We start from the raw sequence: 24535 nt of genomic DNA, 5'->3' as shown, positions 1-24535 counted from the left end.
AAATGAATGAAATATGATATCTATCAGTATTTAAAAAACGTTTACTTTTGCAAACAGAAACGATTAAACAATTTCAAACATGCATAAAAAAGTTGAAGAATATATAGACAAACACTTAAACACCATCGCTATTTTAGACGAAGCGGGTGTTGGATTTGAAGATGTTTCTATTTTAGAATTTAATACCCATCATGAAAATGGTGATGTCTTTAAAAATCAGAAAGATGAGTTGTATGGAATTGCAATATTAAACGCTATAACAGCGGAGAGCGCTCAAAAAATAACTCGAGAGATCAAAAAAAACAAATCGTTAACCGTTGCTAAATTAAGTGATATGGTTCACAAGCATTATTTAAAATGTTTGATTTCAGAAAACTCTCCGGCATATGATACTTGGAAAAAAGGTGACCTTGGTCTTGCCTCTTTTGAATACAATGATTTAAAAAAATCCATTGTTCCTAGTTTTACAAATACCACTGCAGAAAACAGATAAAAAAAAGGAGTTCCCATTGGAACTCCTTTTTTTTTATCTGTCGATTATTTTTAATCCATACCGTAGGAAAAATTGACCCAAGAATAACTTGAAATCCCCCAAGTCCCTTCAATGTTTTTCCCGGTAATGTTCACAAGCAACGAGTTCGTTGTTTCCAATCTGTCATTTTTATAAGTACCCATTACACATTTGTAGGCCACATTAAAATAAGCATCATCCTTAATTTCAATATCTAGGAAGTCTACGTCTGCAAATTCCACAGAAAGTCCTCTTTCCGCTAATATCGTATCTTCAATATAATCTTTAAAATCTTCATGTGAAAAACGTGATACCGAAGCTGTATCATTTTTATCAATAGAAATTCTACTTACTAAATATTTGGAATTAAAATATTGTAGCACATCATTTGGATCTTTACTTTTTACCAAATTCGCCCAAGATGAATGCATTTTAAAAACTAAATTCTGTATCGCTTTCTCTTGTTTAGAAAGCACAGGTTTTGCCTCTTTCTTTTCTAATTTGGCTATTACATCGGCAAATATTTTGTTTTCATCTTTTAAACGATCAATCTCCTTTTTCTGGATATGAATTTTACGATAAAATAGATCTGACTTTTTATTTAATGTATTCACACTATCAATTAAATCGTCATATTCACTTTGTTTCAGTTCCAAACTATCTGCTAATTTCAAAAGTTCTGCTGAGTCAACATTCTGATCTGAACTACTGGAACTTTTTTTATTTTCACATGAAACTATAAGAATTATTAAGGCAAAGACAATTAGTTTATTTTTCATATTTATTTTGTTTGATTAAACTAAAGTAAATATAATCTTTTTCCAAAAGAGTACATTCGGTTCTGTTCTCAAAATAATTTTTAAAACAAAAATCGACTAAGCCAATTAAACTTAAAGGGGTTCAACTATCGTTTAAAAGGAAAAATTTCTGACTCCACATGTGATTCTGAAATAATTTCTTTCATTTCTTTCACTACTTCCGGATATTGAGAGGCAATATCATAAGATTCAGTAGGATCATTATCCAAATCAAACAACTCAAAAGTTGCTTTTTTAGGATTTTCTATCCTATATGCTACAGCTTTCCATTTTCCTTTTCTAACAGCTTGACGGCCTTCCTTACCATGGAACTCCCAATACAAATACTCATGATTTTTCTGAGATTCGGAACCTAATAAAGTAGGCAAGAATGAAACTCCATCACTTTGAGTCGGAGTCTTCACTCCTCCCAAATCTGCAATAGTCGGCATTACATCCCAAAAAGCTGAGATATGATCTGAGGTAGAACCTGCTTTTATTTTTGTCGGCCAAACTGCAATAAATGGACTTCTAATTCCACCTTCATACAAATCTCTTTTCATTCCTTTCAAACCTCCGGCCGAATTAAAAAACTTTGGATCTGCACCACCTTCTCCATGAGGACCGTTGTCACTCGCAAACATAATAATCGTGTTTTCTGCAATTCCTAACTCATTTACTTTTGCTACTATTTGTCCGACATACATATCTAACCTATCCACCATTGCAGCAAAAGCGGCATGTGGAGTTGGCTGAGGACAGTAATGCTTTGGAGTCATATTGGGTCCATAATCTGATGTATAATTATCAGATTCCTCTGTATGAGGTGTTTCTTCATACTTTCCTCTATACTTTTCAAAAATGGGATCTTCAGGGGCAATCATTTCTGCATGTGGTAATATAATTGGCACATAGGCAAAAAATGGTTTATCACTGTTATTCTCTATAAACTCCAGCGTTTTTTCTTGAATAACATCGGGTGCATAGGTTACTTTGTGTGTCCAATCGTTTCCTTTCAGTAACACTTTTTCCTCATTATGCCAAACATGAGTTGGATAATATCTATGTGACATTCTTTGACAATTATATCCAAAAAACTCATCAAACCCTTGTTGGGTAGCACCACCTTCTGTGGTTACAAAACCTAATCCCCATTTTCCGAAAGCACCGGTTACATACCCCGCTTCTTTCATCACCTCAGCAATGGTTATAGAACTACCAATTAAGGGTTCTTGCCCTTCTGTTCCCAATTCTTTATTTCCTCTAATATGAGTATGCCCAGTATGCTGCCCTGTCATCAATGAAGATCTAGAAGGCGCGCAAACTGAAGTTCCGCTATAATGCTGCGTAAACTTCATACCATTGGCAACCATAGCATCTAAATTAGGTGTAGAAAACTTTTTTTGTCCATAACTACTGATATCACCATAGCCCAAATCATCTGCCAATATGTAAATAATATTTGGTTTTGACGGAGCTTTTTTGGGTTTAGATTCTGTGCATGAGTTTAAAATAAATAAAGCACTCAATGCTAATATTTGACTGATTGTTCTTTTCATGATATGTTCTCTATGTAGTTTTTATTTGAGTCATTTCTTTTTCAAATATAGTTTGATAAAGAAAAAATAACGTGTATCTCAGTTTAAAAAATGTCTTTAAAGGTTTATCTTATATCCATAAACAAGAAAAGGGCTGTGAATTACCACAGCCCTTTTTTGCTAAAATTAATACCAACCTACTTACTCTATTACTATTCTCTTATTTAAACTTCCAGCTTCAGTGTTTATTTTTACAATATAAACACCCTTTGAAAGTGATGAAACGTTTAACTGATTGTTTGTTAAATCTTTTTCTTCTGATATTTTTTGACCTACAACATCAAATAACTCTACACTTGAAATCTCATAGTCACCAGATTCAATATGAACAACCTCTGATGCCGGGTTTGGATAAATTGAGAATGCAGCCTCTAAAACTTCATTTACTGATAGACTCTCCGCAGAAGGGTTTAAAGCCCCATAAACATCTTTTATCCCTTCCCATCCAGAAAATTCTGTGGGATATACTTTTGAACTTGAGGTGCTCAAAATCCAATTTGGAACGTTAGAATTGCTACCATTTGCGGAAACAATCCAATCAGCAGAAGTATAACCTGTTTTTGTCCCTTGTCTTAAAATATAATTTGCATCACTAGTAGTGTCAAAATCCACGATTACCGCACTCGTAGTTGTAAAATGCATTGCAGAATGAAGTCCACTTTGTTGTGCATAAATAATTTGTCCATAACCAAACTCACCATTTTCACCATTATCCACATCATCATCATCCATATATGACACAGAATCATACAATACCCAATCAGTTGTATGGTTACCAGTAGAGTTAATAACCCCATTCGCTGTGCTAGAGTCTGATACCCCATCAATACGTATTTTTGGACTAGAGCTTGAAGTAATAAGCATATAGGTAGCAGTAGCATCTATTAGATTACCATCATAACCAATATCTGGTGTTTTCGTAGAGACATTTGAAGAACTAGAACCACCTAAATCGTTACCTGTTAAAGCAATTTCAATAATCGTGGCATCAGCAGAAATAATACTTTTATAAGGACTTTCATAGTATCCATCTAAATTTTCAAGAGACAAACTACCTCCAGAATCTTGTGTATAATTACATATTACAACCAACATTCCGTTAGCGCCAAAAGTTCTAGAACCATCTCCTAAACTAATTGCTTCACTAACTTTCCCTCTACTACTGCTATTTCCATCTCCTTCGATACTAATAAGGTATAAATCAGAAGGAACTATTGCATTAGCAGTACCTCTAATTTCAATATATTCATTTGTCAAATCATCTCCTGATGGACTAGGAAGCAATTTATTTATATATATACCGGTTCCAGTAGTGATATTATCAAAAGTCTGTGCAAATCCGATTGCACCAATCAATGTAAATAAGAATAGTAATTTTGTTCTCATAATATAAGTTTTAAGTTTATTATTGGTTCTCCAAACTGGTTAACCATTTTGGTTTTCCAAATATATAGATAATAATTAAAACAAAAAAAAATTACGGCAAAATATTTTTTATCAAACAGTTCCGATATAAAACAAAAAAGAGGCTGCGTTAAACACAGCCTCTTCTACTCTATAATAAGATAATAAATTAAGGTCTCGGATTCAAGACAATCCAACTTTGATTGTCTAAAAATAAAACTTCACCGTCCACAGCTCCAGCATTTTCTGCTGTTCCCATATCAAAATTCAATTTTACTCCAGAAGCCACATCTGGAATTGTAATTTCCTGACTAATAGTCACCCATTCTCCTCTTGGCAATGTTTCTATGTCCCAAGTATACACTGTTGATGGAGTCGCTAATACTGTTAAAAAGTTTTTCATCGTATTTCCTGTCTCTAAATAAACATCCATTGAAACAATGTATTTACCCGCAGCCAAACCTGAAGGTTTAGAAAAATCGGAACCTTGCATTTTCACAACCTCCGAAGTTCTAGTGTATTTCATACTAGCCAATCCATCTGAGGCTTTTTCATCAGAATATGTCCATATAGGTGCTCCGGCAGATCCGTTTTTATTTCCAACCCAATATCCAGTACAATTAGCAGATTTCCAATTATCCTTGAAAGTTTCGAAACTAGCCCAAGTCTGAACTAACACATTATTACCTCCATTCATTTTTACAGGAACAGCAGAAAAATTGGCTAAAATTCTTGCATCTACTGAAACAATATTCCCTCCTGCAAAAGATACATCTATCACATCTGTATTATATACTTCATCTGCCAATACCAATTCAATAACCGTTGCGTCTTCACTATTGATTCTTGCGCTTTCAACAGCTATATTCCCGTCAAAACCAGCATCAGTATTCACTACATGAACCGTGAAATTATCTTCTTCTGAAATCAGAGTTTCTACTTCACCAGTTACAGCAAACGAGATATATTGAACACCGTCCTCTTCTTCAACCGTGGGTTTACCTGACTGCACAAAAGGTTGAGAAGAACCTATTACATTTATCACCAACGGAATTAATTTACCCACAGTATTGCTTGGCACACCGTCTCCACCTCTAATAGATTCCATTGAAGAAGTAAATTCTCCTAACTTATTATATTTGATAAAAGCGGGATTCGATCCAGACTGCTCTGGACTTGCTCCGGGTGTATACCATCTACCTCCTGTTGGTCTTCCTGTTGTTGTTTGATCTTCAAAATAAAGTTCAGAACCGGCTTCAATCGTTACACGATCCCAAGTTCCCATTTCTTTCTCTTGAGGATTTTGATCCTCTGTCATTGTTAATATTTTTGTCAAAATAGGATCACTTGATGGATCCGTAAGTCTATCAACTGTATACACATAACAAGCAGGATTTACGTTTGCAAATACGTCTACTTTAAACACGGTATCCAATACCCATTGCCCTCCTGTTAATACTGATCCTACCACAGAATCTTTGTAAACATTATGCAACTTAATCTCTTGAATACCTGGCTCTGTAAACAAAACATTTGCTTGCGCTTCTGTAGTAACTGTACCCGCATTTAGAATAATAAAATCGGAATAGATGCTATCAAATTCAGTAAACTCTTTATTTAAAAATTTGCAAGAAGCTGGAATCGTCCAAGTATGCTCCATCGCATTGCTAGATAAATCTTTATAAATCACATATTGGTCTATATTCAATACTTTATACGTTTCATCCCAAGTCCCACTAGTAAACAATGAAAAACTAGAATAATCATTGTAAGGTAGCTCATAAGCATTATCACAACTTGCCGCTAAAATAAAAGCAAACAAAAGTGATTTTAATATCAATATTTTTTTCATCTTTTAAGTTTTTAGTTATTTAGTTCTTGGTTGTATAACACTTCACTCAATGGCAACGGCAAATAATCATGTAATTCGCTATTGTATCTAGCTGCTGCCTGCTCGTATTCTTTTATCTGAATGGTTGGATCTGTTGGGTCCACAGGACTTATTCCTGACATAATTCTAGACTTATTTCTATTTACCGGTTCATCTCCTAACGTAGTATAGTTATCTAAATAAAAATCTAACGCTGTTAAATCTTCAAAACGTTGTTTAGAGATCCCCCATCTTCTTAAATCTATACTTCTTTCAGAAAACCCTTCTAAAGAAAGCTCCAAAGGTCTTTCCACTTCTTGAAGATGTTTTCTTAAAGTTTCTTGGGTATACACTACTAAGTTAAAATCGTGGTTTGATCCATCCGGCAATCCTATAGATTCAACACCCCATCTTTGACGAATTTCATTGATGTAAGAAATAGCTCCATCCAAATCTCCAGTCTCCGTTAAACATTCTGCATACATTAAATAAACATCAGCCAATCGATATACGACTACATTTTTACCCGATTTCCATCCAGTGGCAGCAATGTCAGCCTCTGAACTTGCAATATCATGATTTGTAAATTTTTTAAATAGTGAAAAAATAGTTCCACCAAAATTAAAAACCGTGTTTGCTGCTGGGCTTAGATAGTATTCAGACTCTTCATCATTTACAATAGCAATCATTTGAGCTGCTCTCAATGGAACACTTCTTAACATACTTCCTCCAGATCCATCATCTACATAATTTCTAGCGTCATTAGAATCCAAATTTTCATTGGAGTAAGCATGAGTTAACCATGCCGCAGGAACAAAATACGCTGAACCTTGAAAACTTCCTGTAGGGGCTGAAAATCTAGCCCACCTGCTAAAAAAGCTTTCTTCATCCCAATTTAGATCCTCTAACTGATGCTCACTTGCATAATTGATTTCAAAGATGGATTCTGAGTTAAAGTCGCCTTCTGAGTGAAATAACTTGCTTACATTATTCCCTGTCAATAAACTATAACCGTATTCAGTGTTATTTATAACATCTGATAAATAGGTCATCGCTGTTGTATAATCTTTTTCATATAAATAGCTCTTCCCTAAAATTGTAGCTGCCAGTCCTGCTGACACTCTTGTCTTTTGTTCTTGTTGTGCAGGCAGATTTTGATAAGCATATTCTAAATCAGCTCTAAAGAAATCTTTCACTTCCTTAGGAGTTGACAATGGTTTTGAAAACTCTTCAGCTCCCGCAGGAACTTTGTCTCTCAAAATCACACTACCGCCATTATATTCAGAATGAAGATAAAAATGACATAATCCTCTAAAAAATCTTGCTTCCGCCATTTGAATAGTCCATCTGTCATTCGATTTAAATTCACCATCCAAACCTTCTAAACCTTCAATTACTTGATTGGCTCTCCAAATAACTTGGTATAAAGCATCCCATTTCCTTGTTACATCGACTAAACTATTATTAAAAGTTTTCTCATACCAAGGTGTTGCTTTTGTATAAGGGTTTGTTCTTGATTTCGGAAAGGCCAAATCTGACCTCCAAGCCTCAACGTCAAAACCAAAAATATAATGGTTATACATCGCTCCATACACTGAAGTTAAAGTAGCATTTGTTTCTTCCAAATTCGACCAATAAATATCCGCTGAAACACTATTCGGATTTGATTCTTCTAAAGCCTCATCTGAACATGATACGAATGAACTTGTCATCAATATCATTCCTATGAAATATATAAATCTTGTTTTCATATTAATGTGTTTTTTAGATTAAAAAGTAAATTTAAGTCCCAAAGTATACAAGGCACTTACCGGATATCTAGAAACATCTAGACCTCTTCTGGCAACATTCCCTCCACCTACTTCTGGATCATACCCTGTGTATTTTGTAAAGGTCAAAGGATTTTGAGCTTGTAAATAAATTCTGAAATTAGAAACTCCCATACTCTGACAAAGTGCAGGTCGTAAAGAATACCCCAAAGCAATTAATTTCAACCTTACATAATCACCACTCTCTAACCATTGGTCAGTTACACCAGTGTAGTTATACAATCCACTTTTTGAATCTCCCGTATGTAGTGGAATATCTGAAGTCGGATTGTCCGGAGTCCACATACCTGTCAAAGCCTTATGTGCTCCATTGGTAAAAGCTGCTGCATTGTTACCATTCAAAATTTCTGAACCAACAGTCGCATACCAATTCATAACCAAATCAAAGTTTTTATATGAAAAATTAGAGTTGAACCCCATTTCAAAATCAGGCAATGCACTACCCATATAATGCTTATCCTCTTCATTTATTTTACCATCATTATTATGGTCAATATATTTAAGATCTCCTAGCTGCGCATTTTGTCTTCCATCTAACAAAATGTAATCATCCAATTCTTCTTGTGTTTTGATAACACCATCCGTTTCGTATAAGAAAAATGAACCTACTTCATACCCCTCTGCCAACACGGTTGTAATGGAATTTCCATCTCCTGAAATTAAGGCTGAATTACTATTATAAATCAAATTCTGACCTTCTGCCATTTTAGTAATAGTATTTTTGTTTTTTGTGTAAGTTACTCCTAAACGAATCCTACCTTTCCCTATATTCTCTTGGTAATTTAATGCTAGTTCTAAACCTTTATTCGTCATGTTACCAATATTTAAGATAACATTGGAATCATAATAAGCTCCCGCCGATCCTGGCAGACGAACGGGAAACAACATATCTTTTTTCTCAGTGTTATAGACGTCTGCATTTAAGGTGAACTTATTCCTTAAGAAGGATACATCAATACCAAAGTTTGTTTGAACTGAAGTTTCCCATTTTACATTTTTATTAGCATAAGAATACATAGCTGCACCAAAATCAACATACTGATCTGCTGGGTCAAATATATAATCTGCCCCTTGGTTGATAGCTCCAGCAAATTCATAAGCAGGGAAACTATCATTCCCAACAGTACCAATACTTGCTCTAAATTTAAAGTTGTTCACGACTGGCTTTACGTTAGACCAAAAATCTTCACTTGAGATGTTCCAACCCACAGAAACCGAAGGAAAGGTTCCCCATCGGTTAGAGGCTCCAAATTTTGAAGAACCATCTCTTCTAATTAATCCAGATAATAAATATTTTCCTTTATAATTATATTGCAACCTAGCTAGTAATCCTATTGTTTGAGTAGTATAATTAAATCCTGAATAAGCATTTGGATTTATGGTTGCTCCATCCAATACCTCAATGCTATTGTTAGCAACACCTTCTTTTCTTGCAGTAAAATCTTCAAACTGCTCTCTTAAATATGTCAAAGAGGCCAAAGCATTAAAAGTATGGTTCCCTATTTTCTTTTTGTAATTAAAACTTCCATCCCATGAGAATGAATTAAATCTTGTATGTTGGTGTTGTACCCAACTTTTAGTTGGATCTACCTCAACAGTATCATCAGTAATATCTACAACAGCATATTTAGGGACAAAGGTAGTATTCAGTCCATTATTAATGTTAACCCCTGTTCTTGTGATAAAATAAAAATCTGGAGTAAAGTTATAACTCAAACTCAGACTCGCATTTATTTTATCTTGCCTTCTACGGTTTTTTCTTTTCAATGCTTGTGCTAAATTATTCGCAGGTGTTGTTACTCCTCCACTACCATTTGTAAAAATCACATCCTGGTCTGGATCAATTTCTGGGTAATATGGAGGGTATTTCATGGTAGTAATTAACAAACCTGAACTTACTATATCCTTATCATCCAAGGTGAATGCTAAACTTGTGTTTATCTTCCATTTATCAGATTTATAGGTCGTAGTAGCACGTCCGTTTAATTTTTTATATCCTGAATTGATGATCGTTCCTTCCTGATCAAAATACCCAACCACTGCATTGTATGTAAATTTATCAGTACCACCAGTAATATTAAGGTTATGTTGAGTTGTTCCAGCATAATCTACCAATACATAATCTCTAAATTCATTGTCATTATTCAACCATTCAGGATTTCTATTAGGTCCAGGTTCAAACTGATTTGAAACCAAATTGTATTTTTGCAATTCATATCTCAGCTTCTCATCTGTATTCATCAACGGAGATCCTTCTCCTAGAGATTGGACTCCATAAGATGTTGTAAAAGATACTCTTGCATTCCCAGCAGTACCTCTTTTGGTTGTAATTAATATAACCCCAGCTGCTCCTCTTGTTCCATACACAGCTGCAGATGCTGCATCCTTTAAAATATCAATCGTTTCTATCTCATTTGGACTTAATTGAGGGTCTCCTTGTTGAGGAATTCCGTCTACAACAAACAACGGAGTATTACTCCCTGAGAGAGAAGTAATACCTCTAATTTGTATGCTAGAAGCTTCACCTGGCTCCCCACTTGACGCGGTAACATTTACCCCAGCTACCATTCCTTGCAAAGAATTGGCTACATCGGCAGCAACAAAATCTTCAATAGCCTCAGCTTTTACTTGAGCTACAGCACCTGTTACTTCTTTCTTCTTTTGTGCTCCATATCCTATAACAACAACTTCTTCTAATTCATCTACCAATGCATTTAAAGTTATATTTACAGTAGCTCCAGAAACAGTGACATTTTTATCATCCATTCCCATATAACTAAATTGTAAAACATCGCCATCTGATGCTTTAATCGTAAAATTCCCATCAAAGTCTGTTGTTGTTCCTCTAGTTTTCCCATCGGATGTTACAGTTACCGATACACCAGGAATAGGCATGCTATCCTCAGCTCCGGTTACAACACCACTTACTGTATTTTCCTGAGCCTGTGCAGACAAACTAGAAAAAAGGGTTAGGAAAGTAACAAACAGAATCCTGATTGCTACTTTATTATATTTAGGTTTATTAATTTTCATACGTAATTGTTTGGTTAATTGATTTTTCTATCTTTTGAAATCCATTTAAAGGATTTACTGGCTAGATTTATTCAGTTTGGTTTAGGTTGAGTTTCGTTTCATTTTAAGTTTCTTTAGTTAGGTATTATTTGAATTTTATTTCGGTCAGATTTGAGTCGCTTTCAATTTTTTCTTTTGCCTTGCCTTCGTACTTATTTCTTTTGAAAACAATATTTTTAGAAGACTTTAATTTCACCACTGGATTATCAGCAAACAATTGCGGGAAAGTTCCAGAATTCGTAATGGTGTTTTTTGAAAACAACAAGCCATCTGTATTGGAGATTTCTAGAATTAAATTATCGAAATGATTGAAAGTATTATTCGTTATTTCTATGTTTTTAAAAGCAATGTTTTGATTGTCATCATCCGTTACAAATCGTATTACACCCCTATCATAACCAGAATGATTGCAATCTTGAAACGTATTATTTCTAATAATTACATTCGAGGCATTTCCAGATTCATACCAATGACCACTTTCAACAGGTACCAGAATAGCTTCCATTTCCGTGCTGAAGAAATTATTTTCTATGACAGTACTAACAGGATTTGATATTAAAAGTCCTCTTGCTCTATTATTACTTATCACACAATTTTTAACGAACAATTCTGGATACCCATCTAAATTCTCGATCAAGTCACCTGGTTGTAAACTGGCTGGAATTTTTTCATTGAATCGAATGATGTGATATCTACTATTTAACTTTTCTACACTCTGTAAAGTCAAATGGTCATAAGCAAAAAACGATTCAGACAAACGAACCAATCCGATAGTCTCACCTTTATTTCCTATTTGGAAACCTTGTTGCTGATGATGTCCCATTCTAACTCCAATAGAATAATCATCTAATTTTTCTACTACTTTTTGATAGGTTCCATGAACATTTGTAGCATCATCCAATTGATTGTTAAACGTAGAATTTTGCAAAGTTACCTTTCCACTACAGCCCACAAAATGAGTCGCGTCTGCAGTAGTGGACACCATTCTACCATGAGAAGGAGTAATGTTAAAATTATCCAACAATAAATCAGATGAATTCTCTGCAATAATCCCCATACCACCTGCATGATGAATATTCACATTCAACCCGGTAAATCCTTTTGTATGAGTAACTCTAAAAGCCGGCGCAACTCTATTGAATCCTTGTTGTCCCTTCATCACTAAAATCATACCTACGGGCGGTAATTTCTTTTTATGACCATATAATCTAACCACTCCAGGTTTCAATTGCACTACTTTCAATCTATTCTCAATACCAATTTTTTTAAGACTTGGAGCTCTATGGTCTACTTCATATTTATAATCAATACTTTCAATATTGTTACTTGATTTGACTTTAGACCCCAGGCTTATATTTGTGTATGATTCTGTATCAAAAGCGATTGCCTTTCTTTGGGGATCGTACAAAATAGATTGCCCAATACCATGCTCATAGTATTCTTTAACAAAAATCAATTGTTCGTTTCTTATTTCGTAAGGATATTCATCGGAAATTTTCATATCAAATGAATGCTCTTCTGCATTGTGTGCTATGATCAGACCTTCACTATGAAATGCTTGCGCCCAATCGATAGTAATATTTTTTATAGTAATATTTTCACTACCATCTACAAGGAAAGGAATCATGATTCCGTGAAAAACAAATGTTGCTCCGTTTCCGTCTATTGTAGTATTTTTAAAATCTCTCAAAGGAAAAGCTGTTCTAATCATATGATCTCCATGATTAGAAATATGTTCAAAAGATTCTAAACCTTTATCAGGATAAAAGTGGTAAGTTCCTTTTTCAAAATTTATTTGAACATTAGAACGTGATTCTAATTTCATTAGTTTTCTAAGCACATGAGGTGTAGCATCCTCTTTTATTGAAGTGGAAAATTTTAAGGTAGTATTCTTCTGAGCAACGATGGTTGAAACAGAAATAAAACAAATTCCAAATAAATATTTGATTTTGTTAATTTTCATAATTTAAGTGATGATTAGTTGGTTAATCAGATAAGTATGATACTTATTCTAACACTGTAAAATTGAAAATTATATAAAAGGAAAAGGTATCTAGAGGTAAATATGTTGTATCTCATGGTTAAAAACCACAAACACACCCCTCTCAACCCCCAGTAAACATTGAATCCGATTGTTTTATTTACATAAATAACAACAAAGACATTAAACCTTTGGTAAAATATTTAGTCTTGTTACAAAACGGGGATGTAACAACTAAAAAAAGGAAGAAGAAAACTAATTTAAAAATTAATTTTTAATGTCCTTCGTGGGTGCTATCATCTTTCAAAACTGTAATTGGTACTCCAACCGTACCCGAATAAAAAACAACAATTTCTGCTGGTACATCCTGTTCATTTATTCCATAGTGATAAGTATTTACCAATTCCACAATAACATCACCTTCATTCAAAAACAGCTCTTCTCCAGCTTCATCAACCACCTTCAAGGCCCCTTTCAATAGAATTCCAGAATTAATGACAAGATGTTTGTGCCACTTTAATTTGGTTTTTGGTGGGATGGTAATTTTTAAAACGGTTACTTTAGGTTTCCCTATTGCATAGGATGGCAAAGCATCTCCATTCCAACTTGATGATGTTTCCGCTAGTTTTTCAACAACAATCTCTTTAGAGTATTCCTTTTTACAAGAAACCAATACTAATGAAGCTAACAATAAAACAGTAAAAATTCTTTTCATAGCGTTTATTTTCTAAAATCAAGAGTCTGTTTGTACCCCAACCATAAAATCCCATATTCATCAGAAATATCGGGAATATCTTTGGATACTGATGTGAAATTATAATAAACAAAAAGTTTATTCTGTTTGTTAAACTTTACAACAGGACCTACTAAAAATCTATTTTGAACCGAAAAATCAAAGAATTCACCTTTTCCAGCGCTAAATAAAATTTCATCTCCAACCACAAAAGACAACTTTCTTTCTTTATTAGAATGCGATAAATTTATCAGTGGAAAATCAAACATAAATCGATACCTAAACCTAAAATTAAAAGTACTTTCTGCTGGCTCTCCGGCGTCTGCAGCGATATTAATAAAACGTTGTTCTATTCTTACTCTGTTCCCAAAACCAATCTTTCCAATTTTATGTTTGGTATTTAATTGTTGGTGAGGCCTAAATTCTTCAGCCTTACCCACCCCATGAAAATGCGTTTTAAAATAAGCTCCTCCAAGAGTTATTTTAAACATCGGGTTAAAAGTATAACTTGCCCCTGAACGCATAAAATACTGTGAAAGGTCGTAAAATCTACCTTCTTTTAAACGATACCCTACATCAGATGAAACACCCCATTTATCAGTTATCTTAGAATTGTTATAGTATTGAAACCAAACCTCCTCTACAGCAGGTCTAGATTCTTGAGAGAACACATTAACAATACATAAAAAAACACATGCAAAAAGAAATACTTCTTTTTTCAAACTCGATATTATATTCAAACCACTCTTTATTTCAATAGGAACTCCTAGAATTATCTTCATTTTATAGGGCTGCAAGTTATTCAATTTCTTAATATTTAAATCCACTATTTTCATTTTTTTCCATAAAAAAACACCTATAAAAATTATCTATAAGTGTTTTAAAAATGCTCTAATAACGAAGGTTTTACAATCTTGATAAGATGGTTTTTATTTCGTTTTCAATTTTCGGGTTATTATCTCCAGACAACTCCATATAATTTCTTAATTCATAACAAAGTTTCTTTATAACTGACTTGTATTTTGGGTCGTCTATATAATTTACAACCTCATTAGGATCCTTTTCTATATCAAACAAAAAGGGTTTCTTTTTTGCCATGATATGTAGTTTATATCTTTCTGTAATTGCAGCATAATGACCAAGTCTAGTGAAGGTTACATCATTCCAATCTGCGGGAGCATCACCTTGCAAAATTGGACTAATATCTCTACCCGCTACGGGAGGACATTCAATTTCTAACATACTTAAAAAAGTAGGCATCCAATCCGTATTATTTGCTGCAAGGTTCACCACTTTTTTTCTAGGTATTAACGGGTTTTTATTATTTTGTCCATGCGCCAATACAAAAGGTATTTTAGCAGAAGCTTCATGTATGGTTCCTTTGTTAGACCTACCATGCTCTCCCAACAAATCGCCATGATCAGATGAAAACATTATGATTGTATTTTCAAAAACTCCTTCTTCTTTTAACTTGGCAATAATCCTCCCAATATTATCATCAATCAATTTTACCATTCCCAAATACTGCCTCACATCATGCTTCATTTTTTCTTGATCATCAGATTTCCCATCAGGCTTTTGCCAAGATTGTAAATGTTTTTTATTCTTCTGTGCAATATGATACGTCTCCGGTAATTTGACTTCCACATCATCTAATAAAGTATCATATGGCGCACGCACTTCATTCGGGGTATGTGGATCAGGAATACTTACCACGTAATAAAAAGGTTGCTTATGGTTATCCTCAATGAACTCAATAGCTCTATCGGCCAACCAATCTGTAGTATGCTTCACATTTTTAGAACGTTTGTCAGCAAACAATGGTTGACCATATGCATCCTCACCAATCAATTTCGGTCTTTTAGCTGCACGATATGAATTTCCATCTGCATCTATTCCTTTGTATTTATCGTGCCCCCCATTAAACATATAACGTTTGTCTTGAAAACCATAAGTATCTTCAGGATCTCCAACCGGATATGGTGACCACCATTCATCTTTATCTTTATTACCATTCACTCCATTGCTTTCCGCCAAATGCCATTTACCAGCGTATCCCGTTTTATATCCTTCTTCTGACAAAACATCTGCAATTGTAACTACATCCGGTTTTAAATATTTCCCATCTCCCTTTTTATTGGAGTTATTAGGAATACCTAAAGTCATTGGATACATTCCTGTGAACATTGATGCTCTAGAGGAGGTACAAACAGCTGCACTGCAATACATCCTATTAAATATGGTTCCGTATTCAGCTAAAGAATCAATATTTGGTGTTTCTACAACCGCTTCTTTCCCCCAAACATACGCTTGATCTGGACTCAATTGATCTCTATAACACCCTAATGTTCTAAAATTATGTTCATCAGTTATAATCCAAATCACATTTGTTTTATTTGGTTGCTGTGCTTGAGTTTTTTTAAAACCTACAACTAAAAATGCCGATAAAATTAATATATATTTCTTCATGATTATTGAGGATTTATTTTTTAGAAATCCCTTTATTTCTTTTCACATTAAAATTAAAGTCACTGTCTTTTTTCTTAATAAAAATTGGCCAAGTAAAGTCTTTGAATTTATTTTTTGAGATCAATACATCCTCACAATAGTCAAATTCAAAAGCTGCTTTTTCACTACCTGTTGGATAATCTTTTGATAGCTCTATTGTGTTTTCTTCTATCTTTAATCCTTTCACAGATTTAGCATAAACCAAATAACCATTAAAACTTTTCACTTTATTATTAGAGAAGGTTATATTAAAATGATATTTCTCGGTACCTAATTTTTGCTCCTCTGTTAACATTGGAGATGCAAATAAGGGATAGGATTCACCATTACCATATCCGATATTTTCAAAAACATTGTTTTTAATAACGACCTCTCTTACTCCACCAGACTCATACCAAGCTTTATTATCTCCTTCAATTAATATTCCATGCATTTGAGATGAAAAATAATTATTTTCAACCAACACTTTTCCTTTCGTAGTAATCAACGCAGCCCTCGCACGATTGTTACGAATGGTATTATTATTCACATACAAATCTGGATTCCAAGTAATATTTTCAAACGAAAGAGGTCCTGCAGTCGTTTTTGGAGTTTCAGCAACAGATATCAAAACCCTTTTGTCATTTAAAATTTCCGTTTTCGTAACAGTCATTTCTTGAATTGGTAAGACCGTTTCTCTAGAAGTCAGCATAATTTTATCGCCTGGTTCAGCAAAAATAAGTCCCCATTGCTGACGGTGACTGATTTCACATAAAAAAGTATTTTCGCCTCTATACTCCTCAACTTTAATATAGGCTCCATGAACGTTGATTCCATCGTCCATCATTTTTTCTAACAAGCAGTTTTCAATTTTAATAAGACCTTTACATCCTAAAAAATGCGTTGCATCTGCACGTGTTGCCATATGCCTATCAGATCTAGGTGTAACTTTAAAACCATCTAAAGTTACATTTTCGCATCTTTCAGCAACCAAGGCCATACCTCCCGCAGCTAATACAGTAACATTCTGAATAAAATTATCTTTTGAACTCGATAGATGTATCGCTTGGGCAAATCTATTTCCACCCGGACTTGGTCCATAAGTAGCAAAGACGGTTCCTACTGGGGGTGTTTCCTTTGTTATATTCACAAACTTCGCTGAACTTTTATTCAACTTTGTGATTTTAGTTTTATTTGAATATTTTAAAAAGTAATCTTTTGTTTGCCACATTGCAGCCTCTTTATCTCCATCATATGCTATATTTTGGCCGATAACATCCCACCAATCATAATGTTGAAAAAGAATTTGATTGTCTTTCACTTCAAATTGAAATTGTCCATCATTAACCTCTGCTACAAATGAATTCTCTTTTGCATTATTTTCAACTACTACCAATTCATTGATAAAGGAATGTTCCCAATCAATAGTAAAATTTTTAAGAACTGTGTTGGTACTTCCTTCTACCGTAATGGGACATATTTTCCCATGAAACATAAATATAGATCCATTACCGTCCAAAGTAAAATTGGTGAGATCAAAAAGAGGAAATGCCAAACGTTTCAAACTATTGTCATGGTTGGTAACAGCTCTAAACTGTTCCATAGCATTTTCAGGATAAAATTCATATTGGCCTTTTGGAAAAAACAAGGTAACCCCTTCTTTTCCTTTTAAACTTTGTATCAATTGGTTTACCTCAAAGGTTACATCTTTTCCTGGTACAATTCCGTAGTCCGATACATTTACAATTTGTGCAGAGGAAATAACACTAGTTATTAAAAGCAATCCTATAAAAAATATTTTTTTCATTCATTCATATTTAACCCTCTTAAAGAGAGATTAGTTCAGTTTTCATTTCAAAAATACTTTGACAACGCATTTTTTATGTCTTTACCCGTTTAATTTATGTATGCACACATCCAAAACTTTGTTTCCATTTAAGATAAGAATAAAAAAAGGCCTCATGCTTCCATGAGACCTTTTTGATTTGTTTACAATTTAATTTTTATTGAACTACAACTTTTGTTACATAAGATTTCCCTTCAGATACAACTTTTACAATATAAATACCTGAATTCAATCCTGATACAGATAGTTTCGTGTTTTTCGAATCTGCTTGTAAAGATTTTACATGAACCCCAGCAATATTTGTAATTGTAATTTCGCTCCCTGCTGGTGCTGAAATATTTAAATTCTCTTTTGCCGGATTTGGATATACTGAGACGTTATCTAAAACTTCAGCCTTTGCTATTAAAGAACCTTTTGTCACCAATAAATCATCCAAATAAACTATCGTCGAAACTGGCGCACTAGTAAAATTAAGGGTTGTCCAAAATTTAGTAGGAGAATCTCCTAAAGTAGAAATATTTAATTGAGCTTGAAGTTGAGTCCATGTATTTATCTGTCCTACCTCTGACAAGTCAAAAGTTGCATTGTAAGTACCTGCTGATGTTTCTTGAACAGTCGACTTTAAAGTTCCAGAGGATAACACAGTTAAATATACCCAAACAGAAACTATGTAATCTCCGGTTGATTGAATCTCAAACTTCCCTTCATTATTTACATTTGAACGATACGTCTGTAACTTTGGAGTAGTTGCTAACACGGCACTATAATCCGCTTTCATGCTATAAGTTCCATTTTTTGCCTGCTCATCGGACTGAACAAATCCCGCTACTTGAGTCCAAGCCTCAACAACAGTTCCTGAATTTCCTGTTTTCCATTCTACATTTTGCGATTCAAAGCCAAAGGCATCGAAATCATACCCTGCAATCTGAGCAGTAGCAGAAATTCCAGTAATCATTAGAGTCAAAAGACTCGTTTTAAGTAATTTTGTAATCATAATTAAATGTTTTATTGTTTTGTTCGACAAAGAAACCTAGACAATAAAACACAATTGTATCATAGAATAAATCCAATGTATCTAGTAGTAAAAAACAAAACACCTCTTAGTTCCCTAAGTGGTGTTTTATTTTTTTTCACTTTTTTGATCATTTATTTTTTCAAAAATCTACCTGAGAAAACACTACTGTTACTATATAATTTATAAAAATACACTCCTGATTTTAAATTTGAAACATCGATACCAATTTTAAGATCCATTATTCTTTGAATCAAAACTTCCCCTTGAACAGATATTATTTTGATTTCAGAATTTTCATTTAAATTCCCAACATTCAAGACATCTTTTACAGGATTCGGGAAAACAAAAACTGAATCTTCCAATAAAAACTCACTTTCATAAATCCCCTGACAACCTTTGTTAGTCTCTACTTGAACTGAATTAGTACCCTCTTTTAATTGCAATTTTATTTTAGAATCCCCTGTAATTACCTGCTCTTTATTCAAAGTGACCGTATACAAATCCCCTCCTTTTAAATCCAGCTCTACACTTTTAGCAGATTCATCTACCTTAGCAGAAACCTCCAATTCATCTGGCTCCGTAACGTTTATTTCGTACTTTTTAGGCTCTGTTTGATTCTCTTTCTCATGTATCGTCAATGAATAATTTCCTTTGCTCAAATCCGAAAACAAAATATTCCCCGTAAAATCTTCCGTTTTATTCATTCCTTCTCCAATTAAAGTAGCAGAATACGATTTTGACATTTTACTTGAAACTTGTAGCGACCCATTATTTACTCCAATACAATTTGTACCTATCACTTTAACACTCAAAACGTCATCTTCCGTAATTGATGGATCTTGCGCAGTATACCATCCACTACCTCTAGTAGAAGCATAAAATTTACCCGGCACAGTGTAATCAATGGCAATATCATTAATCCTCTCTGCTTGTCCGTTCCCTTTATTTATTTTCCTCCAAGTAGCTCCCGCATCTTTTGAGACGTAAGCACCTCCATTTCTAAAATCTACCGTTGCATTCGGCAGAGTTGAAAGTAAAATAATATTAGGATTGTACTTGGCAACCTCCACTCGATTTACCCATGGATAATCAAAAATTTTAGTCCAAGTAACCATATTATCATCACTAACAAAAAGACCTCCACTATCCGTTGGTTCATTTTTAAAACCCGAAGTAATATAAGCTCTACCCATAGAGTCGAAATGAATATCATTGATTCCTGAAGAGCCCGAAATTAATGCTGTAGAAGCTACTTCCGACCATGTTCCTCCCCCATTCGCAGATTTATACAACCCACCGCCATCTTTTATAACAGCTGCATATAAAATATTGCTATCATTAGGATCAAACGCTATTCTTGCAACATCCAATGAACTTGGTAATCCTGAATTTATTTCTGACCAAGTAACTCCAACATCGGATGATTTATGAACACCCCAACCTTGACAACTGTCTCCTACCCATTCTATATCTTTTGATGATTTAGGCACACAGAAATACATATTATCTGGATTGTTTTTATCAATCATAAGTCCAACTTGATGCACAGCTTGATCTCCACTTCCAGCAGGTGCTGGGTCCCATGGTTGCGGAATTGTAACTCCAATTGGATCCCAAGTAGCACCGGCATCTGTAGTTTTCAAAAGTTCTCCTCTTCTAGCTTGTCTGAAAAATGTAGCAAACCATGTATCTTTTTCTGTTGGATGAATGACTATAGAACTTACGGAATGCTCCAACCTATCTCCATTGTCGTTATAAACTAACTGCATTACTGCAGCACCTTGAGCATCCTCTCTAATATCAGGCCCCTCATCATTGGTGATCCACAAACTATTTTCACCAGAAGGACAAAACACTCTGTTCGGCCATAAATTAGATTGATAAAACCCGTGCCCAGGAACATTACTATTTCCAGCACCTACCCAGCCATCTAATGTCGATCCTGATTCATCTGCTTCTTCATCATCAATATCTACCCAAGTATCTCCTTTATCGTAAGAAACGAATCCTACTTTGGCTAACTGAGTATACAAAACGGAGCCATCTGCGTTGAATCTAGCATAATTACATCCCTTTCTCTCGTAGTCATCTCTGTTCAACCAATCTCCTTTATACTTAAAAGTTACATTCGATCCCATTGGGTTATCACGTTCTGTTACCCAGTAAGCATCGTCATTTCCATTGTTCCAATTTTTTCCATTCCTAAAGGTCACATACCAATTGGCACCTCCGTTTTTAGACCTCCATATTTGACCCGGTTTGAAATTATTCTTAGATGAATTTGAATATTCATTCACTAAGTATAAATTATTTACATCATTAGGATCTACGGTAATAGTGTTAAATCTTGTTGTAATACTAGTGGGTAATACAGGATATGCCGTTTGTGCATCTTCCCATGAATCGAGTCCAAAATAATAAGCAACAGGTGTATAATAACTTTTTACAATTCCTGAATTCCCGCTAAATCCTGATAAATCTATTGGCAAGTCATTGTTTAGGTTCGTCCATGTCTCCCCTTTATCCGTACTTTTAAAAACACCTCCTAAATCATTTTCTACGGAAAGCCCTGTGACAGTAGTCTTTTCTTTCCAAGTAATATTACTCAAAGCAAAAATAGTTACTTGATCGGTGTCTTTATTATGATGCATATCCATAGACAAAATCATATCATGATCTATTCCATTTGATTTTAAAATCCATGTAGCACCAGCATCCGTACTTTTATAAAAACCATAATTTGTACTAGCATATACAATAGAACTATCTACAGGGTCTACCAAAATATGACTGAATTCTGCATTAGAATCTATTCCGTTATTTGAAAGCGTCCACGTTTGCCCTTTATCGGTACTTTTCCATAATCTTCCATTCGCATTTGGATCTAAATAAACACCTTTAGGATCGGATTGTGGATATAATAATCTTCCGTAATGACGCATTCTCCCTACTCCCAAGTACCAAACATCGTCATCAGAAGGATCAACCGACACAACAGATAAGTAATTTTCTCCAACTACACCCTGAGTACCTTCTAACAGCGACCATGTTTCCCCATTATCTTCAGTTGCATACAAGGCTCCTTTAGTACTTCCTGTTGACAATCCAAAATTTGTATTCTGTCTTGAAAAATCAAGCGAATAAAAAGATACGGGCCCTCTATATCCTGTTTTATAGGATCTCGCATCAGGATCCATTGTAGTTTGATAGGTAAAACCTCTATCCGTGGATCTATAAGAATTCCCCATGTTTGGACTGATAAAATGGGTATCTGGATCCGTAGGGTGTTCATAAAATATTTTATTATTCCCACTCATACCAGGTCCAAACTGAACCCATTGGACGGATGGGTCCGATTCCAAATCGGTCGTTTTTATTTTATCAAAAAAACCAGGCACTTCTTTTTCAATTGAAAAATCATCAAAATAATATTCTCCACCACTTGCTACGTTGTCATTGGATCGAAATGAAAATAATACATATCCGCCCGGACCGGATACAGTAGGAATAAATTCAGTTGTATATTCTGACCACTCTGAATTTGTCAGAGAAAAGTTGATATGACCTATTTTAGTCCCATCTGAGCTAAAAACCTTAATATTCGATTCATTATTATCACTTGGAGCGATGGCTTTATATCTAAAAGAAATTTTATAAACCTCATCTTTTTCCCATGTTATATTTGCTTTAGTTGTAAGATTTCCTTTTTGTTCAACTCCATTAAACTTCATTTGGAAGCCATACAAATCAGTATATTTAGAAAGCGTATTTCTTTCATAAATTTCTAAAGTAGCACTAAACTCCTGCCAGTCATCTAACAAATCATTTTCTAATCCACTAAAAAAAAGAACCTCTTGTGAAAACAGGGCAAAAGGAAGTAGAAAAACAAGTTTAAAAATCGATTTTACATTCATCATATCAAGCTGGTTAGGGTTGATACAAAACTCGTCTTAAATCACCTAAAACATTGATCCATATGTTTGATAGGCACTAACAGATGTTTTTTTAAAACTAAAAAAAACAGAACACTTGTATAGTTAGAATATATACAAAAGGAGATTTTCAATTATAGTCAACGTTGTTTTTTGCCAGCTTTTATGGGATCGTAGTTTATGTTTTTTGTCGGCATTTGAGCTTGAACATCTTCTCGCCACTTCTTTAAATCATACAACAAATTAGAGGCTATCTTCTTGTTGAGAGATACTACATTTGTAGTTTCAAACGGATCCGTTTTTAAATTATATAATTCAAGATCCCCATCTTCAAAAAACTCTATCAATTTCCAGTCACCTTTTCTAATAGCTCCATAGGGTTTTGTTCTGTGATAATGGGGATAATGCCAGTAAACGGCATCTCGTTGAATATGCTTCTCTTTTCCAAATAATAATGGTAGTAGACTTATTCCATCCTTATGTTCTTTTGGCTGCAGCGGTGCTCCTACCAGATCCAAAATTGTTGGATAGAAATCTGTTCCCATAACTACCTCGTCGCAAACAGAGTTGGCTTCAATTTGATTTTTCCACTTAATAATATAAGGTTCTCTCACACCTCCTTCATGTGAAAATCCTTTATAACCTTTTAAATCCCCAGTCGTTTCGTCATAGTTCCCACCATTGTCTCCAGTCAAAATAACAATGGTGTTTTCCGACAAGTGAAGTTCATTCAACTTATCCATAATTCGGCCTATACTTGTATCCAAGCTTTCAACCATACCCGCTCTATCCGGATTCAGAAATTCATTTTTATAATTATTAAAATTTTCAGCTTTTTGTTTATACTTATTCACCAAATTTTCTGGAGCCATAACCGGTCCATGCAGTGTATAATATGAAAAATAAAGAAAAAAGGGGTTTTCCTTTTTTTGCTTCTCTAAAAACTCAATGGCAGCATCCGTTAGTTTATCTGTTAAATAATCACCCTTTTCACCATCATTTAAATTAGGCATATCAAACGGAGAAAAATATTTCCCTCTTCCTTTTGGTGATCCCCACTCTCTTCCTCCAATATTAGTATCAAAACCATGATTTGTAGGATAATGTTCCTTAAATTCAGGTTTATCAATTGGCATTAAATGCCATTTCCCAATAAATTGGGTTGTATATCCTTCTTGCTGTAATGCCTCTGGCAATAAAACCCTTTTATGCTCAATTTTAGTTTTCCAATCTGGAACAGACAATTTTGCATATGGATATTTATGACCTTCAATCCAATCTGTTAAATGTAACCTAGCTGGATATCTTCCTGTTAATATTGCCGCTCTACTCGGAGAGCAAACGGTACATGCAGCATATGCATTTGTGAAACGCATCGATTCTTTTGAGAGTCTGTCGATATTTGGTGTTTCATTAAAGCTAGCCCCATAACAACCAAAATCAGCCCAACCTAAATCATC

Annotated in this window: 15 protein-coding genes; 1 reads left to right on the top strand and 14 read right to left on the bottom strand. The window is 34.3% G+C overall.

Translation table 11 applies throughout. The features are described 5' to 3' along the window. Positions 1–79 precede the first annotated feature (79 nt). Entirely contained in the window at positions 80–493 is a 414-nt protein-coding gene (locus tag P8H68_RS04995; RefSeq protein ID WP_300322283.1) for a hypothetical protein, read from the top strand. Positions 494–543: 50 nt separating this feature from the next. On the opposite strand, the gene P8H68_RS04990 is transcribed toward P8H68_RS04995, so the two are convergent. The 14 genes from P8H68_RS04990 to P8H68_RS04925 all read right to left on the bottom strand — a co-directional run. Continuing rightward, positions 544–1290, bottom strand: a complete 747-nt coding sequence (locus tag P8H68_RS04990; RefSeq protein WP_300322282.1) for a hypothetical protein — start codon at positions 1288–1290, stop codon at positions 544–546. 125 nt (positions 1291–1415) lie between these two features. Next, on the bottom strand, positions 1416–2867 hold the full coding sequence (locus tag P8H68_RS04985) for an arylsulfatase (RefSeq protein WP_300322281.1): 1452 nt from the start codon (positions 2865–2867) through the stop codon (positions 1416–1418). Between the two features lie 180 nt (positions 2868–3047). Continuing rightward, the gene (locus tag P8H68_RS04980; RefSeq protein ID WP_300322280.1) at positions 3048–4292 is read right to left on the bottom strand and encodes a T9SS type A sorting domain-containing protein; all 1245 of its coding nucleotides are present in this window, start codon (positions 4290–4292) and stop codon (positions 3048–3050) included. Positions 4293–4479: 187 nt separating this feature from the next. Beyond that, positions 4480–6162, bottom strand: coding sequence for a hypothetical protein (locus tag P8H68_RS04975; RefSeq protein ID WP_300322279.1), 1683 nt, complete (start codon positions 6160–6162; stop codon positions 4480–4482). Positions 6163–6173: 11 nt separating this feature from the next. Further along, positions 6174–7931, bottom strand: coding sequence for a RagB/SusD family nutrient uptake outer membrane protein (locus P8H68_RS04970; protein ID WP_300322278.1), 1758 nt, complete (start codon positions 7929–7931; stop codon positions 6174–6176). Between the two features lie 18 nt (positions 7932–7949). Continuing rightward, positions 7950–11042 (bottom strand): TonB-dependent receptor, encoded by a 3093-nt coding sequence (locus tag P8H68_RS04965; protein WP_300322277.1) that lies wholly within the window; start codon positions 11040–11042, stop codon positions 7950–7952. Positions 11043–11166: 124 nt separating this feature from the next. Next, positions 11167–13044 carry a right-handed parallel beta-helix repeat-containing protein gene (locus P8H68_RS04960; RefSeq protein WP_300322276.1) on the bottom strand — a complete coding sequence of 626 codons (1878 nt, stop codon included), beginning with the start codon at positions 13042–13044 and terminating at the stop codon, positions 11167–11169. A 292-nt stretch (positions 13045–13336) separates the two neighbouring features. Then, positions 13337–13777: a cupin domain-containing protein gene (locus P8H68_RS04955; protein WP_300322275.1), complete on the bottom strand. Its 441-nt coding sequence runs from the start codon at positions 13775–13777 to the stop codon at positions 13337–13339. Between the two features lie 5 nt (positions 13778–13782). After that, a complete protein-coding gene (locus tag P8H68_RS04950; protein WP_300322274.1) occupies positions 13783–14577 on the bottom strand; it encodes a DUF2490 domain-containing protein in 795 nt (264 codons plus the stop codon). Positions 14578–14701: 124 nt separating this feature from the next. After that, complete coding sequence (locus tag P8H68_RS04945) at positions 14702–16264, bottom strand: sulfatase-like hydrolase/transferase (RefSeq protein ID WP_300322273.1); 1563 nt, start codon at positions 16262–16264, stop codon at positions 14702–14704. 13 nt (positions 16265–16277) lie between these two features. Further along, positions 16278–18089: a right-handed parallel beta-helix repeat-containing protein gene (locus tag P8H68_RS04940; RefSeq protein ID WP_300322272.1), complete on the bottom strand. Its 1812-nt coding sequence runs from the start codon at positions 18087–18089 to the stop codon at positions 16278–16280. A gap of 196 nt (positions 18090–18285) precedes the next feature. Then, complete coding sequence (locus P8H68_RS04935) at positions 18286–19122, bottom strand: T9SS type A sorting domain-containing protein (protein ID WP_300322271.1); 837 nt, start codon at positions 19120–19122, stop codon at positions 18286–18288. 152 nt (positions 19123–19274) lie between these two features. Continuing rightward, positions 19275–23060 carry a T9SS type A sorting domain-containing protein gene (locus P8H68_RS04930; protein WP_300322270.1) on the bottom strand — a complete coding sequence of 1262 codons (3786 nt, stop codon included), beginning with the start codon at positions 23058–23060 and terminating at the stop codon, positions 19275–19277. 155 nt (positions 23061–23215) lie between these two features. Then, on the bottom strand, positions 23216–24535 hold a 1320-nt coding region (locus P8H68_RS04925), incomplete at its 5' end, for a sulfatase (RefSeq protein WP_300322269.1).

The sequence above is a fragment of the Flavicella sp. genome (assembly GCF_029238425.1).
Taxonomy (GTDB): Bacteria; Bacteroidota; Bacteroidia; order Flavobacteriales; family Flavobacteriaceae; genus Flavicella.
The sequence above is the reverse complement of the archived record's forward strand: the minus strand, read 5'-3'. Positions and strand labels throughout refer to the sequence as shown.